Source organism: Caulobacter sp. CCUG 60055 (assembly GCF_022750545.1).
Classification (GTDB): domain Bacteria; phylum Pseudomonadota; class Alphaproteobacteria; order Caulobacterales; family Caulobacteraceae; genus PUIC01.
In genome coordinates this window covers 287,284-302,841 of record NZ_PUIC01000002.1, presented here as the reverse complement: position 1 = coordinate 302,841, position 15,558 = coordinate 287,284, and the positions used below count along the sequence as shown (strand labels likewise).

General features: G+C 69.4%; 12 protein-coding genes. 3 read left to right on the top strand and 9 right to left on the bottom strand.

The genetic code is table 11. The features are described 5' to 3' along the window. Positions 1-120: 120 nt before the first annotated feature. The 9 genes from C5708_RS04930 to C5708_RS04890 form a co-directional block, all read right to left on the bottom strand. Positions 121-1,764: a CehA/McbA family metallohydrolase gene (locus C5708_RS04930; protein ID WP_242918472.1), complete on the bottom strand. Its 1,644-nt coding sequence runs from the start codon at positions 1,762-1,764 to the stop codon at positions 121-123. Positions 1,765-1,944: 180 nt separating this feature from the next. Beyond that, complete coding sequence (locus C5708_RS04925) at positions 1,945-4,848, bottom strand: TonB-dependent receptor (protein WP_242918471.1); 2,904 nt, start codon at positions 4,846-4,848, stop codon at positions 1,945-1,947. 138 nt (positions 4,849-4,986) lie between these two features. After that, on the bottom strand, positions 4,987-5,937 hold the full coding sequence (locus C5708_RS04920; RefSeq protein ID WP_242918468.1) for a FecR domain-containing protein: 951 nt from the start codon (positions 5,935-5,937) through the stop codon (positions 4,987-4,989). Then, positions 5,927-6,496, bottom strand: a complete 570-nt coding sequence (locus C5708_RS04915) for a sigma-70 family RNA polymerase sigma factor (protein WP_242918467.1) — start codon at positions 6,494-6,496, stop codon at positions 5,927-5,929. Before C5708_RS04915 ends, C5708_RS04920 begins: the two co-directional genes overlap by 11 nt. Then, complete coding sequence (locus C5708_RS04910) at positions 6,493-9,390, bottom strand: TonB-dependent receptor (protein ID WP_242918465.1); 2,898 nt, start codon at positions 9,388-9,390, stop codon at positions 6,493-6,495. Before C5708_RS04910 ends, C5708_RS04915 begins: the two co-directional genes overlap by 4 nt. A 150-nt stretch (positions 9,391-9,540) precedes the next feature. Continuing rightward, on the bottom strand, positions 9,541-10,035 hold the full coding sequence (locus C5708_RS04905) for a hypothetical protein (RefSeq protein ID WP_242918463.1): 495 nt from the start codon (positions 10,033-10,035) through the stop codon (positions 9,541-9,543). Positions 10,036-10,049: 14 nt separating this feature from the next. Further along, entirely contained in the window at positions 10,050-10,661 is a 612-nt protein-coding gene (locus tag C5708_RS04900; RefSeq protein WP_242918461.1) for a hydrolase, read from the bottom strand. Between the two features lie 40 nt (positions 10,662-10,701). Further along, positions 10,702-11,202, bottom strand: coding sequence for a cupin domain-containing protein (locus C5708_RS04895; RefSeq protein ID WP_242918459.1), 501 nt, complete (start codon positions 11,200-11,202; stop codon positions 10,702-10,704). After that, entirely contained in the window at positions 11,199-12,113 is a 915-nt protein-coding gene (locus C5708_RS04890) for an alpha/beta hydrolase (RefSeq protein ID WP_242918457.1), read from the bottom strand. The genes C5708_RS04895 and C5708_RS04890 overlap by 4 nt, the downstream gene beginning before the upstream one ends. 306 nt (positions 12,114-12,419) lie before the next feature. On the opposite strand from C5708_RS04890, the gene C5708_RS04885 reads away from it, so the two are divergent. The 3 genes from C5708_RS04885 to C5708_RS04875 all read left to right on the top strand — a co-directional run bounded on the left by C5708_RS04885 (position 12,420) and on the right by C5708_RS04875 (position 15,449). Further along, complete coding sequence (locus C5708_RS04885; RefSeq protein WP_347566996.1) at positions 12,420-14,048, top strand: histidine kinase; 1,629 nt, start codon at positions 12,420-12,422, stop codon at positions 14,046-14,048. Beyond that, on the top strand, positions 14,048-14,704 hold the full coding sequence (locus tag C5708_RS04880) for a response regulator transcription factor (protein WP_242918455.1): 657 nt from the start codon (positions 14,048-14,050) through the stop codon (positions 14,702-14,704). The genes C5708_RS04885 and C5708_RS04880 overlap by 1 nt, the downstream gene beginning before the upstream one ends. Positions 14,705-14,846: 142 nt before the next feature. Then, complete coding sequence (locus C5708_RS04875) at positions 14,847-15,449, top strand: AraC family transcriptional regulator (RefSeq protein ID WP_242918453.1); 603 nt, start codon at positions 14,847-14,849, stop codon at positions 15,447-15,449. Positions 15,450-15,558 lie beyond the last annotated feature (109 nt).

The window sequence follows — 15,558 nt, the reverse complement described above, 5'->3', positions numbered from 1 at the left end:
CGAGCCGCCCGCCGGAGACGATCCGGATCGTCGTGACGATGTATGCACGGCTTCCGACCTCGTCGCGATGTCGACAGATACCCGGCTCGACGCTCGGTTTTCAGGCGATGATTCCGCTCGTTATTTCCGGGGCTTGCCTGACGCCGGAGACGCGCCCGCGATCTCCGGCGGCCGATTTCCGCCCGTCGTTCGGCCGGCGGCGTCCTGACCGTGGTCCAGGAAGATCGGGTTGCCGACCATGGCCAGGCGGCCGTCCGGATCGCGGACGTTGACGCGGAACCATCTGACGCCGCGCGGGTCGGCCAGGCGGAAGGACGTTGTCCAGTCGTCGAGGTCGATCCGGTCCGAGGCCAGCGCGCGAGGCGCGCCGTCGACGATCAGTTCGACCTTGCCCCCCTTGGCGCCCATGACATGGATGTCGCCCGTCAGCGGACCGCCTCCCCTGGCCGGCGCGGCGAGGGTTCCGCCCATCACCGCCGAGGCCCCTCCGAGGCGGGCCGAAAGGTCGAGGACGCGGCCGCGGCCGGAACGCAGGTCGACGAACACCCGGCCCGAGCGCAGGCCGTCCAGGATCGCGACCTGGGAAAGCTCCCGCGCGTAGACCACCGTCGCCGGATAGCCGAGGGGCGACTGCGGGCCGATCGGCGAGCCCCGGCCGAGCGCCTGACGGGGGTCGTGATTGTCGCTGCCGCCGACGCCGATCAGCCGGTGGCCGGCGTTGAGGCGCTCCTGCCAGAACGGGATATGGAAGCCGGGCGCCGCGTCCTGCGCCCCGGGCGGCGCCTCGGCGATGGTGCCGCCATTGACCGCCTCGACGCCCTGAACCAGGCCGTAGTCGATATCGGCCGTCCAGCCGCAGCCCAGGCAGTCCTCGCCCGACGCCAGGGCGGGGTGGTTGATGGACAGGAAGCCGCCGCTCGCCTTGGCGGCCTTGAGCAGCGCGGTCATGTCCTCGGCGCCCGGCCGGCCCAGACCGATCTCGAGGTCGCCCATCGGTCCGATCAGGTTGGCGTGGCCGAAACGGGTGGTGATCTCGCGGCCCGGCAGAACGAGAAGCGTGTCGAAATAGGCCTGGAGCCCGCCGAGCATGCCGAAGTGCGAGGTGACGTTGTGGTCGGTGACGGCCACGAAATCGAGGCCGCGATCCACCGCCGACTGCAGGGTGAAGAAGGCTGGGCACGGCGCCGGGCGGCCGCCGAGGCTGAGGCAGGCGCCGTCGCTGTCGCCGGTGTGGGCGTGCAGGTCGCCGCGATACCAGCCCGCCTCGGTTCGCAGGGGCGCATTGGCGAAGGCCACGTGCTCCATGTCCGTCGCCCGACTGAAATAGATCTTCACCTGATAGGGCGTGGCCGGGCCCCGCCCGGCGAAAGCGACGCCCATCGCCAGCCGCCAGCCCCCCGGCGGGATGGGACCGAGGTTGAACGACGGCGAGGCGAAGGCCTCGGCCACGGTGAAATCGGTCTTGATGCCGCCGCCCCAGCCCCGGAACCGCTGCGGATCGTAAAGGCCCGTGTAGAGGATCGCGCCGTGGGGAGTATGCGGATAGTCGACCACCACCCGCACCGCGGCCGTGCCGGCGGGCACGGTGAAGGGCAGGTCCAGGTCCGCTCCGCTCTGTCCGCCGCGCACCTCGCCTTCCAGGACGACATCCGGCGTCCGGTCTGCGGCGCGGGCGGGCGTGGTTGCGATCCAGGGCGCGACGACCGCCAGCAAGGCCAGCGACAACCAGGTTCGGACGAATTTGAGGGCGGCGACAGGCGACATGAGACGCTCCAGGGCTGAAGGTTCCGAGACCGGAGAAAACGACCGCCCAGCCGCGCGAGGGGGGAGTTCGCGGCTGGGCGGCCGGCGCGGGACCGAGGGCCCCGCAGGCTCAGAGCGCGTCAGGCTAAGGTTTCGGCGATTTCGCCCGCCAGACGCGCTCTGTCCTTTTGCAGGCGCGGCCTACCAGGCGTAGCTGGCGGTCAGGCTGAACACCCGGCCGGTTTCGACATAAGAGCCGTTGCCGCCGCCGTCCTGAGTGCCGAGGTAGCGCGTGGACTTGCCTAGCGTCTTCCAGAACACCGGCTCGTTGGTGAGGTTCTTGGCGGCGAGGGTGAAGTTCACGCCGTTGAGCACGTAGCCGACGCTGAGATTGAGGAATTTCGTCGGCTGGAGGTAGTTGTCGAGATTGTTGCTCGTCAGGTTGACCAGCTGCAGGCCCGTGTACTGATAGGTCAGGTCCGCGCTGAAATTCCCGTAGTTGTAGAACGCCTCGATATTGAAGATCTGCTCGGGCGCGCGCGGGAGCCAGGTCTTGCGGCCGAAGTGGTCGGCCCGCTTGCTGTCGGCTTCGCTGTGCTGAAACGTGGCGTTGACGCCGACCCCGAGGCCGCTCCACGGGCCCGGCAGGAATTTGAGCTGCTGGCGGGCGTTGAGCTCGACGCCCATCAGCTTGGCCGAGCCGCCGTTCTCCGGCTGGCTGATGGTCACGCCGGCGTTGGCCAGCGAGGCCGTCTGGGAGCTGGGCGCGGCCCCGGTGACGCTGGCCGCGTAGATGAAGTTATTGATGTCCTTGTAGTAGGCCGCCGCCTCGAACAGGCCGCCGCTCTGATTGTAGTACTCCACCGAGGCGTCGTAGTTGATCGACTCGGTCGGCTTCAGGTTCGGATTGCCCTGGCTGATCGCCAGGATGATGTTGGAGTTGGTCGGGTCGCGGCTGATGCTGGCCGGCTGGGCCAGCAGCCCGAACGCCGGTCGCGAGAAGCCGCGCCGGATCGAGCCGCGATAGACCAGGCCGTTGTCGGTCCGATAGACGAGGTTCACGCTCGGCAGCACCTCGCCGTAGTCCGAGCCGAAGCTCTTGAAGCCGCCGCTGGCGCCGTCCACCGCCCAATAGGTGGCCGAGTAGTCGGTGTATTCGTAGCGCAGGCCCGGATAGACCGACAGCGGGCCGAAGTTCAGTTCGGCCGAGACATAGGCGGCCAGGATCTTCTCGTCGCCGCTGACCGACCGGCGGTTATAGTCGTTGATGGAATAGGCGCCGGGATTGCCCCAGGTCGCCAGACCCGTCTTGGGGTCGATGGCGAAGTTGTCCTGATAGGCGTGCGGCGTGATCAGGCCGGGATAATAGCTGCGGTCCAGCGCCCGGAAGACGCCGGGATAGCTGCCCAGCACCGCGCCGCTGAGGTTGGTTCCCGGCAGCGCGCCGATGGTCGGGCCGGCCGGATTGAAATAGGGCGAGGCGTAGCCCTGGGGCGTCAGCAGGGCGAGGTTGTCGCCGTCCGAGCCGGTGAACTCATGCTCGTACTGGCTGCGCTCGGACGCCGAATAGGCCAGGCCCGCGCGGAGCTGGCGCAGCGTCTTGCCGCCCGCGTCATAGGTCACGTTGAACTTGCCGGCCCAGACGCCGTTGTCGGAGGCGCTGTCGGAGCCCTGCGTCTTCCACAGCCGGTTGGAGTCCTGGCTGAAGATCGCGTCGCGCGCGGCGGCGCTGTTGAACACGATGCGCGGGGTGTGCGGATCGCTCCACTGGATGTTGTAGCGGGCGCCCTCGATCGGCAGGCCGTAGAAGCTGGCCTCGACATAGTTCGGCCGGGCCTGCTTGGCGTAGCCGTAGGACAGGTCGTAGTCGAAGGTCAGCCGGTCGCGCTTGGTCGAGCCGCCGATCTTGACGGTGATCAGCTCGCTCTCCTGGTCGCGAAGCTGGAAGTAGTGGCCGGCGAAGCTTCCGGGGATGCTGTAGAAGCCGCTGGCGTCATAGGCGCCGCCGCCGGGATTGCTGTTGACCTGCTGCGGCGCGTAGTTGGCGTCGCCCGGCAGCCCCGGCCCGACCGGGCGGCCCCAGTAGTCGAGCGGGTGGCCGGCCGCGTCCTTGCCGGTGTTGGCCAGGCCGGGCCGGACGTTCATCTGGTTGTCGTCGCCACGGTCCTTGTACTTGCCATAGGTGACCTGGGCGTAGAGCGTTTGCGCGTCGGTGCGGTAGTCGACCGAGACGTTGCCGCCGAAACGTTCGATGCGGTTGGTGTAGAAATCCCACTTGAACGAGTTCGCCGAAAGCGAGTCGACCTTGGTGAAGTCCTTGACGTCGCTTTGGAAGGCTTCGGTGGGGACCCAGCCGGCGACTTCGCCCGCCTCGCCGGTCGAGTTCTTCTGCTCGTAATAGGCGGTGGCGTAGACGCCGAACCGGCCGTCGGCGAACTTGCGGGCGAACTCACCCTGCACCGCCCCGCCCTTGCCGTTCAGGCCGCGCCGCTCGGCCAGGTCGGCCAGGTCGCCGCGGAGGGTGATCCGCGTCAGCGCCCCGCCGAAGTCGTAGGCCGTCGGCGTGCGGATATCGACCACGCCGCCGATGGAGTCGCCGTCATATTCCGCCGTCGGCGACTTGACGACCTTGATCGACTGCAGGCCGAAGGGCGGCACCAGCTTCAGCGACAGGGCGCGGCTGCCGGGATCGGACTGCGGCGCGCGCACGCCGTTCAGCGAATAGGCGTTGTAGCTGGAATCGATGCCCCGGATGGTGACGAACTCCGGTTCGCCGGTCGCCGCCTGGCCCAGGCCCATGTCGGCGTAGGCCGACACCCCGGGCAGGATCGACAGGGCTTCGACGACGTTGCTCACCGGCCGGCGGGTCATCTCTTCGGCCGAGATCACGCTGGAGACGGCGACGTCGTTGCGCTTCTCCAGCAACGAGCCCTTCTCCTTGGCGCCGGTCACCACCAGTTCGTCGACGGCGGAACCGGACGACGAGGCTCCGACATCGGCCGCGTGCGCGACGCCGGCGGCGGACACGGCCATGAGGAAGGGCGCAAGGGCGGCGCCGGCCAGAAACCCATGGCGGCGCGCGCGGGCGAAAATTGCGGTGGTCATGACTATCCCCAGACGCGGCGTCGGGGGCCCTCCCCACGCTTATCGGCGTCGGAAGGCAGAACGGACCGCTTCAGCGGGTCCGTAGGATCTTCAAGAAAAGTTCACGCGCGCCCCGCCCCGCGCCATCGGGACAAGCGTTCAGCGGCGCGCGGAGACCAGGTAGCCGCCCTGGGTCTCGGACAGTTCGACCGGCAGCACCGCCTCGATGGCCGGCTTCCAGGCCGCAAGGTCGTCGAGGCGCAGGACGCCCGAGAAGCGCAGGCCGCTCAGCCTGGAGTCGGCGAAGACCAGCCTGCGGCCGGAATGGCGCGCCATACTGGCGGCGACCTGTCCCAGGCTCTCGTCGTCGAACACCAGCCGTCCCTCGGTCCAGGCCCTGGCCGCGTCGACGTCGGCCGCGACCGCCCGAAGCCCGTCCTCGGCCCGGAAGCGCTCGCCGGCGTTCAGCAGGATCGCCGCGGCCCCGCCCGGCGGCTCGATCCGCAGCCGGCCTTCGACGAGGTCGACGTGCAGGCCGCCCGGCGCCGGGTCGACGTTGAAGGCGGTGCCCAGGGCGGTCAGGCGATAGCCGCCGGCCTCGACCTGGAACGGCCGGGCGGGATCCTTGGCCACCTTGTAGAACGCCTCGCCCGCCAGTTGGCGAATGCTTCGGCGCCCGCCGCCAAAGCGCGCCTCCAGGCGCCCGCCGCGGCTCAGCACCACCTCGGTGCCGTCGGCCAGGGCCGCGGTCAAGGAGCGGTCGGCGGGGGCGGCGTAGGTCCGCGCCCGCTCGCGCAGGCCCAGCCACGCGGCGGCCGGTATCGCCGCCGCCGCCGCGATACCGGCGGCGACGGCCCACCGGCGCGTCGCCGTGGCCCCAAGCTTCTCGTTCACCGCGCCGTCACTGGCCGCGGCCTCGTGCGGGTCGATCAGGCCCGACATCGCCCAGGCGCGCGTCCAGCCGTCGATCATGGCCATCCGCGCCGGCGATTCCGCCGCCCAGGCGTCCAGCCAGGCGGCGTCGGCGGCGTCCAGCGGCGCCCGCAGTCCCTGCAGCACCAGCCGCTCGGCCCTGGCGCCCTCGTGATCGGTGGAAAGGTCAGACATCATCACGACGGTCGACGGCGCCCCTCAACCTCTCCAGAGCCGCCATGACGTACTTCTCGACCGTGCTGACCGAGACGCCAAGCTTGGCGGCCACCTCGGCGTGGCTGAGCTGTTCAAATCTATGCAGGACGAAAGCCCTTCGCAGCTTCGCGTTCAATTGAAAGAGCGCAGTATGCATAACGCGCAGCGCTTCGCGATCCTCCAGGATTTTATCGGCGCCGGGAGAGTTGTCGGCCAGATCCTGGTCCAGTTCGGCGCTCGCCCCCCTGGTCGCGCGCCGGCGATGGTGGTCGATAAGCACGCTGGAGGCGGCCGAGAACACATAGCCGTCGGAGATTTCGACCGCCTCGTCCCGCTGCCTGCGCATCAGGCGCAGGAACACCTCCTGCATGAGGTCCTCGGCGTCCGAATGGACGAGCCCGCGCTTGCGGAAATACTGCACCAGCGGCCCGCGATAGCGCCGCACGAAGTCGGCGAACCGCCGCGCCTGCTCGACGCGGCTGGAGGCGCTCGCGACGCCGGTCGGGGCGTCGGCGGGGGAAGGCGGTTCAGAATCGGTCATCCGCCGCCGCGACGCCACTTGAGGGAAAAGGTGAAGGTCCGCCCGAAGGCGTTGATCTCCTTAGGCTGAATCTCCGAAACGCCGAACACGTACTTGCGCGCGTCGGTCAGGTTGGCGACGCCGATCTCGACCGTCAGGTTCGGCGACAGGTTGACGGCGATCTGGCCGTCCAGCGTGCCCAGGGGCGCCACGTACTCCTCGCCGATCGCCGAGCTGCCGTAGCTGTTGAGGTACCGGTCGCGCCAGAAATAGCCGAGGCTCGCCGAGAGCGGCCCCCGCTCGTAGACGCCCGTGAGGCTGTAGCTGGTCTGCGACAACCCCGTCAGCCGATCGCGGATCGGACGGTCGCCCGCCAGGAAGCGGGACTGGCTGGAGGCGGCGGCGGCCGAGCCGCCCAGGGTGACCCGCCCGCCCACGCCGGGCAGCATGAAGCTGTCGCGGAACACCAGTTCGAGGCCGTCCAGCGTGGCGCGCCCGCCGTTGACGCTGGTGGTCATCAGCAGGACGCCGTGGCCGGGAACCTCGAGCGGCGCGTTCTGCGAGGTGATGTAGTTGTCCATGTCCTTGCGGAACGCCGACAGCGACAGCGTCGCCGATCGGCCCGGATACCATTCCAGAGCCAGGTCGAGATTGGTCGCGCTGAACGCCCTCAGGTCCGGATTGCCGCCCGAGGCGGTCTCGTTGTCGAGCGAGGTGGTGATGCGCGGAGCCACGTCGATGAGGTTGGGGCGGGTCAGGGTCCGGGCGACCGAGGCGCGCAGGACGAGGTCGGGCCGCAGTTCCGCCCTCAGGCTGAGACTGGGAAGCCAGTTCGCATAGGACCGCTCGTAGGAGACCGGCGTCGCGGCGCGCCCGTCGCTGACGTAGCCGCTCGACACCTGTCGGGTCGAGGCGCGGCGCAGACCCGCCTCCCCGCTGATCGGCGCGCCGAAAAGCCGGAACGCGAAGCTGGCCTGGAGGTATCCGGCCAGGACGTCCTCGTCGACGTCGTAGCTGGCCGCCAGATCGTCGGGCGTGAGGGGCAGGGCCGCGACCTGGGGCGTGAACAGCGCCGCGCGGAACGCGCTGGCCGACGGCGCCACCCAGACCCGCGGACTGTCGCCGGGCAGGCCGGACATGAAGTTCCCGAACGGCAAGGCCCCGTAATAGGCTGGCCCCAGGGCGGAGAGCGGCGTTCCCGTCAGGCCGTCCAGGAACCAGTCGCGCCGCCGGTAGGCCCGCGCCCGATGCTGCCGCAGGACGCCCGCCTTGACCGCCGTCAGCACGCCGTCGAAGGCCCGCTCGGCGTCGATCCTGTAGGCCTCGTCGATATCGACCGAGTCCTTGGGCGCGTAGTTGTAGGTCCAGGCCGCGTAGCTGTTCGGGTCCGCGTAGTCGACGTCGGTCTTGAGCGAGGCCAAGCTGCGGTAGCCGCCCGAAAAATCGAAGCTCAACGGGGCGAAGAAGGCGATGCGGTCGCGCGAGGTGCCCTGCCCGTCGGGATGGAAGCTGTGCGCGCGCGAATAGGCGGCGTCGGCCGTGACCTTCCAGCGCGAGAAGGCGAAGGTCTGCCGGAGCCCCGCCGCCAGCAGGTCGTGACGGTTCAGGCTGGTCTCGCGCGAGGCCATCCACCGCACGTTGTCGATGCGCCCCGCCACGATGGTGTCGCCGACGCGCCGCTCGCTTCCGGGGACGAAGACCGGCCGCCGGATGCTGGCGTCGTCGGGATAGATGTCCAGCCCGTACTCGTCGTAGTGCACGTCAAGCCGCTCGGCGAGCACGTCGAGTTCGGCGAGATAGGCGGGCGTCGGCCGCCACTGCACGGCCAGGGCGGCGGCCTGCTGGGTCCGCTCCTCCAGCTCGATGGTCGGGCGGACGCGGCTGGGCGCATAGTCGGTCTCGCGCAGGGTCGGGACGAAGGCGCCCCTCGCCCACTGGAATTCAAAGAACCGGTCGTTGCGGATGAAGCGGTTGCGCGACAGGCCGCTGACCGCGACCCCCAAGGTGCGGTCCCGGTCGACCCAGCTGACCAGGCCCGATACGCCGCCGCCGGGAACGCCGCGCAGGTCGTTGTCGATGACCTGAACGGTCAGGTCCTGCCGCTCGCCGATGTCCAGCGGTTTGCGGGTCTGGATGTCGACCGTGACGCCGACGGCGCCGTCCTGATCGGCCGCGCTCGGCGTCTTGACCACCTCAAGCTGCGAGACCAGCTCGGCGGGCACGACCTCGAACCGAAAGCTGCGCCCGCGCGGGCCGCCGTTTTCGATCAGTTCGTTGAGCGCGATGCTGCGACCGTCGAGCTGCACGAGGTGAAAGTTCGAATCCAGCCCGCGCGCATAGATGTACTCGCCCAGCCCCCGCTGGTTGTCGAACTGCACGCCCGGCGTCAGCCGGACGGCTTCGGCGGACGAGGCGGCCGGCAGGCGGGCGATCTCGTCGGCGGACGTGCGGTCGATCTGCTGGGTGGCGAACCGTTTGATCCAGATGTCCGACACCTGGTCGCCGGGACGGGCGGCCACGACCACCACCTCGTCGACCGAGGGGCTCGCCTCGTCGCGCTCCGCGCCGGGCGCCGCTTGCTGAACTTGAGCGCGCTTCGGACGCGCGGGAACCAACGCGAACAGCCCCGGCTTGAGCGTGACGACCTCGAAGCCGGCGAGGCCGGCCAGCCGTCGCAGGTCGGCCTGGGCGTCGCCCGTGCTGACAAACCCGTCCACCCGGCGCCCGGCCATCCGTCCGGGCTCGAACACGATCTGCATGCCCGACTTGCGCCCCAGGGCGAGCAGGGCCTGACCCAGCGCCAGCCCCTCGGCCGCGGCCGACGAAGACGCGGCCGCAAAGGCCGACACCCCCAGGATGCAGGCCAGGGCGCTCCGCGCTTCACGGCGGGCGAAACGGGTCATCTCGCGGTGCAACAAGCTCTTCGAAACCGGCCCGCCGCCGCCGGCGTCAGGGCTGGCGGGCGGGGCTGGGCAGGTTCGGTAGTGGCTTTGAGTTACATTTTTTTGGCGGTCGGGGATTTCGCCGCCGCGCGGCGGGCGCGGCGGCGGCGGGAAAGCGCCGGCCTAGCCGGGGCTCACGTTCCGAAAACGGCGCAGGGCGTAGGCGCCGAGGACCACGAAGGCGACCAAGGTCAGCAGTTGGGCGGCGAGGAACGGAGGCTCCGAGCCGGCGGGGGCGAGCGCGTGCAGGGGCCCGATCTTCTGAAAGGCCTGGACGACGCCCACGAAGACGTTGAGGTAAAGCGCCAGGATCGCGGAGACGACGTAGACGGGCCGCCACGCTCCGACGAGCCTGCGGCCGTAGAGCGCCCAGACCGCCAGTCCCAGAATGACCAGAGACAGGACGCCGACGATGTGGGGCGGACCGATGGCTTTCGAGTGGAAGAAGAAGCCGGTCGCGCTGGTGGCGATGGTGGTCGCCAGGAAGATCGCGGTCCAAGGGCCTGGCCGTCGGTCGCGCACCAGTCCGGCCGCCGCCGCCAGGCCGCTGACGATCGCCAGCAGGCTGATGGCGACATGGAGCGCTGTGAAGGCGCCGGTTGAAAGTCCCAGGATCATCATTCCCCCCGCGCTCAATGGCCTTCGATGGCGAAAAGTATATCCGCGAAGCCGGGCACGGTAGCCTCGCGATTCCAGTCGCGCTGCAGTTCGCAGATGAGCTGCACCCAGCTCGTCGGCTTGGCGCCGGCCTGCACGAGGCGGTCAAGCGCGGCGTCGTGAGCTTCGAGCGAAGTGCCTGCGCAGGCGTCGACGACGGGATAGACCTCGAAGCCTTCGGCGAGGGCGTCCAATGCGGGATGGACGAGGCACACCTCGGTCCAGAGCGCCGCCATGATCAGCTTCTTCCGGCCCGTCGCCTTCACGGCCGCCACGAAGTCCTGATCCTCCCAGGCGTTGATCGAGGTGCGGTCGATGATGGGCGCGTCGCCCAGCACCTCGATGATCTGGCGGATGGTCGGCTGGTTGCGTCCGGTGGACACGTTCACCGTCGCCAGCACGACCGGGAGGCCGTAGAGCTTCGCGATGCGGGCGAGCGCGGTGATATTAGCGACCAGCTGGCGCTTGTCGCGCGAGGCGATGGAGTTCACCTGCACGGGCTGGAAGTCGATGATCAGGACGGCGGCGTTCTGCGGCGTCAGCAGGTGGTCGGCCATCGGATCTCGGATGGCGGCGTAGGATGTCATGCGAGACCCCTTCGGGCGGAGTTGACGGAACGAGGCTGGGCTAGGGCCGCCTTGGATCGGCGGAGGCCTCGACGTAGCGGGTGTCCGTCGGGCCGACGCCGGTGATGTAGACGACCGCGGCCTGGTCGCCGGTCCTGGCGAAGTGGGCCTGGCCGCCGGGTTCGGTGTAGAAGCTGCCTGGAGCCAGCGGCTTGAGCTTGTCCTGGGTGTTGCTCGGGCCGTAGCCGAACCACCAGGTCCCGGAGACCACGACGGCGGAACGGTCGTCGCGATGCGTATGGGCGGCGATGGTCGTGTGGGGCGGCACCCGGAGCGCGATGGCGTAGGGCCCGGGGGCGGCGGGGTCGCCAAGCAGCACGGTGGTCTGAATGCCGGCCACGCCCGAGGTCCCGGCGCCCGCGCCGCCCTTGGCGAGGGCCGCGATGTCGTTCGGATCGAGGCGAAGCTGGCCCGACGAGGGCGCGGCGGCGGTCGACGTCGCGGCCAGCGCCAGCAGAACGAGGCCGGCTCCGCAGGACCCCGCCCTCCTCAAGGCGTTCACCGGATGAACTCCTGGATGACGGCGACCGTGGCCTTGGGGTTTTCCTCCATCACCCAGTGGCCTGCATTGGGGATCACGGCGCCCTGGACGTTGGTGAAGGCGGCCTTGGCCACCACGGCCATCTCCGGGCCGAAGGATTTTTCGCCGCCGACGGCCAGGACCGGGGTCGACAGCGGTCCGGCGGCGAGGAATTTCCGGTTGTCGACGGCGTCCTGGTCGAAGGCGTGGAACTGCTCGAAGCCGTCGTGCATGGCGCGCGGCAGGGCGTAGAGCTTGGCGTAGTGGACGCGGCTCTCCTCGTCGAAGTTCTTCGGGTCGGCGGAGAACTCGTTCCAGAAGCGATCGAGGTAGATACGCTCGCGCCCCTTCACCAGCCGCTCCATGTCCGGCCCGCCGAAGCGGAAGTGCCAGAGCAGCGGGTTCTTCAGGATCTCTTCCCAGGGGCCGACGCCGGGGATCGGGGCGTCCATCAGCACCAGACGCCCCACCCGCTGGGGCTGTTCGGCCACGAAGGCGTAGGCGACCATGTTGCCGATGTCGTGGGCGACCACGTCGACCTTGCCCACGTGCAGCGCGTCCAGCACGCCGGAGACGTCGCGGCCCTGGGTCTTCTTGTCGTAGCCGCCGTCCGGATGACCGGAAAGGCCCATGCCGCGAAGGTCGGGGACGATCACGGTGTGGGTCTTGGCGAGAGCGACGGCGAGCGGCTGCCACATGTCGCCGCTCTCGCCATAGCCGTGCAGCATGACGACGGCCGGGCCATGACCGCCGACGCGGACATATATCCGCGTTCCGTTGGCGGTGATCGTCTCGGTCTTGAAGCTGGCGGGATAGGGTTTGACCTTCGCCGCGCATGGAAAGGCCGCGAGGATGACGCCGCATGCGATCAACGACGTTAGCGTTCGGATCATGACGAGCCCTTTGACGCTGTCTGACGCCGCAACCCTAAGCGTTGGGCGGGTGCGCGCCTTGATCAGGGGCGCCGGACTTGTCGATCAGTGCCGCGCCGCGCCCCTTGCAACGCATATTGCGTGGCCACGCCCCGACGGTTGGCTTTCACTGGCGGGCGGCCCGCCAGCCGGCGCGGCGCCGCGCCTGGAGCAAGAGGGCCGAATGCGACGGCGATCGAAAACGCGGACCGCTGGACTCGCCGCCGCCGCTCCCGCCAAGATCGCGGCGATCAGACCGTCGACGGACGCGCGCAGCGGAAGGTTCGCATGGTGACGGAAGCCCCTCCCCGACACCGCGCGGAATACGGGACCGCGATGCTCCCCGGCGACCTTCGGGCCTGGGAAAGGAGCTTCCACGCGGCGATCGACATCATACCGGGCCTGGCCTGGTTCTGCCACACGGACGGGGCCGCCGAATTCCTCAACAGCCAGTGGTGCGAGTATACGGGGCTTTCGATGGACGACGCCCTGGGATGGGGCTGGACGAGCACGATCCATCCCGACGACCTGCCCCCGCTCGAGACGCATTGGCGCGATACGCTGGCCCGGGGCGCGCCGGACGAACACGAGGCGCGCATCCGCCGGTTCGACGGCGAGTATCGATGGTTCCTCTTCCGCTGCGCTCCGCTTCTGGACGACGCCGGCCGGGTCGTCAGGTGGTACGGCTCGAACATCGACATCGAGGCGCGCAAGCGGGCGGAGAAGGCGCTGGTGGCGTCCGAGCAACTGGCCCGCGGGCAGCTCGACGCGCTCAAGAGCGCCCTGGACACCCTGGCGATAGAGCCTGACTCCAACCAGATGGTCGCGCACGTCCTGCGGACGCTGACCGAACAGTTCGAGGCGCACAGCGCCAGCGTATGGCGCGGCGGCGGACCGGAGGGAACCGTCGAGTTGGCGTTCGCTTTCGAGGACGGCCGCGTGGTGCCGAAGTCCGACCCCAGGTTCGCCGGGCTCGACCTGTCGCTTCCGATGGAGGACATCTGGCCGTGGCCCGAAGTCTTTCGCTCGGGAGCGCCGAGCGCCATCGAGGACATTCGAACCGTCCCGCCGTTCGCCTTGCGCGACCGGCTGCTGCCGTTGGGCGTCATCACCGTTCTTCTGGTCCCCATGACGGTGGCCGGACGGCTGGAAGGCGCGATCGGACTTCGCTTCAAACAGAAGCGCACCTTCCAGACCGAACAGATTGAACTGGCTCAGGCCCTGGCCAACCAGGCCATGCTGATGATCCGGTTGGCCGAGCTGTCCGAACAGGGTCGCGAAGCCGCTGTCGCCGAAGAGCGCAACCGGATCGCGCGCGACATCCACGACACGCTGGCGCAGGGCTTCACCGGCGTCATCGTGCAGTTGGAAGCGGCCGAGGACGCCAGTCGGCGGGGCCTCGGGCGCGAGGCGGAGCAGCACGTCGTCACCGCCCGAAACCTGGCGCGCGAAAGCCTGAGCGAGGCGCGCCGCTCCGTGCAGGCCCTGCGGCCCCGCCCCCTGGAAGAGGGGGGCCTTGCGGACGCCCTGCGGACGCTGTTCGGGAAGCTGACCGAGGGCGTGGCGCTCCGCGCCGATTTCAAGGTCCTGGGCGCGCCCCGGGCGCTGCCGCCCGAATGGGAGGAGAACCTGTTCCGCATCGCCCAGGAGGTCCTGACCAACGCGCTCCGCCACGCCCAGGCGTCCCGCATCTCCGCCGCCATCGTCTTCGGACCGGACGGCGTTCGGCTCGAGTTCGCCGACGACGGCCGCGGCTTCGATCCGGCCGCGAGAAGCGAAGGCTACGGCCTGTTGGGCATGCGCGAACGGGTCGATGCGATGGGCGGCCGGATGGAGGTGCGCAGCGCGAACGGTCGCGGCGCGCAGGTCTTGATCCAGCTGCCGGCGTCTTCGCCCGAAGCATTGGGGTCAAAGTGATGGAAACGCCGATCTCCAAGACGGATCAGCAATCGCCGCCGCCGATACGGGTGCTGATCGCCGACGACCACGTCACCGTCCGCGAAGGCCTGGCCTCGATCATCGGAAGACAGCCGGACATGGTCGTGGTCGCCGAAGCCGCCAACGGCCGGGACTGCGTCGACCGTTGGCTGGAATGCCGTCCCGACGTGGCCCTGCTCGATCTGCGCATGCCGATCCTCGACGGCGTCGGCGCCATCGAAGCGATCCGTCGCGAGGATTCCTCGGCGCGGCTCATGGTGCTGACGACCTTCGACACCGACCACGACATCTCCAGGGCCATCATGGCCGGCGCGAAGGGATACATGCTCAAGGACGCCCAGCGAGAGGAGCTGCTGGACTGCATCCGCGGCGTCCACGCCGGCGAGACCCGCATTCCGCCGTCCCTGGTGGCGAAGCTCGCCGCCGGCGTCAGCGGCGAAGCGCTCACCACCCGCGAGCTGGAGGTCCTCACCCTGCTGGCGCGAGGACACAGCAACAGGGACATGAGCACGCGGCTGAACATCAGCGAGACCACCGTCAAATCGCATCTGCGCAGCATCTTCAGCAAACTGCGGGTCTTGAGCCGCACCGAAGCCATCACGGTGGCGAGCCGTCGCGGCCTCATCCGTTTGTAGGCGCGGTCTCCCGCGGGCGCATCCTCCGAAGGAACGAACCGCGCATCGTCCCTTCGCCTTGCTAAGACTTCCCCCGGCCGAACGATGGATCGCGGACGCGGCCGGCGCGAAGATTTCCATATGTAAAGGGAGGTGAAATCCGATGTCGGGGACGCTGCGTGACTTCGACATCGTGCGCGAGCCGGCGGAAATCGGAGAGATCGTCCCGATCGTCGCCCTGCTTCTCCGGCGCGCATCGCGGGTCCTCGACCACGACGCTCCCGCGGCGAGGCGCGAGATTCAGAGGGCACTGGACATGCTCTGGAGCGCCGGGGCCGAGACCACCGACGCCCAGCCGAGCGCTCCCCGCCGCCCGCGCAGCGCGCTCGCGCCCTGGCAGGCGCAACGAGTGGTCGATCACATTCACGCGCACCTCGAAACGCCGATGCGGGTCGAGGACATGGCTGGCGTCACGCGGCTGAGCGCGAGCTATTTCTTCCGGGCCTTCAGGCGCAGTTTCGGCAGGTCGCCGCACGCCTACGTCGTCGCGCTGCGGCTCGCACGCGCACGCGCGCTGCTGATGGAAAGCGACGAGCCGCTCAGCCGGATCGCGGCGACCTGCGGGTTCGCCGACCAGGCGCACTTCTCGCGGGTCTTTCGTCGCGAAGTGGGCAGCGCCCCCGGAGTTTGGCGGCGCGAACAATACGGTCTTCGGGTCACGGACCGGGCCGCCGCCAGCGGGAATGGCGCGAATTGCGAAGCCTAACCCAGGCCACCCGATACCGCGCCGCCGACTTGCGCGGATCACGTATAGCGACAGGCGGCGGCTTTGAATGAAAGCGGCCGGGCCGCGCAGTCGCTGTCGGGCGATGCGC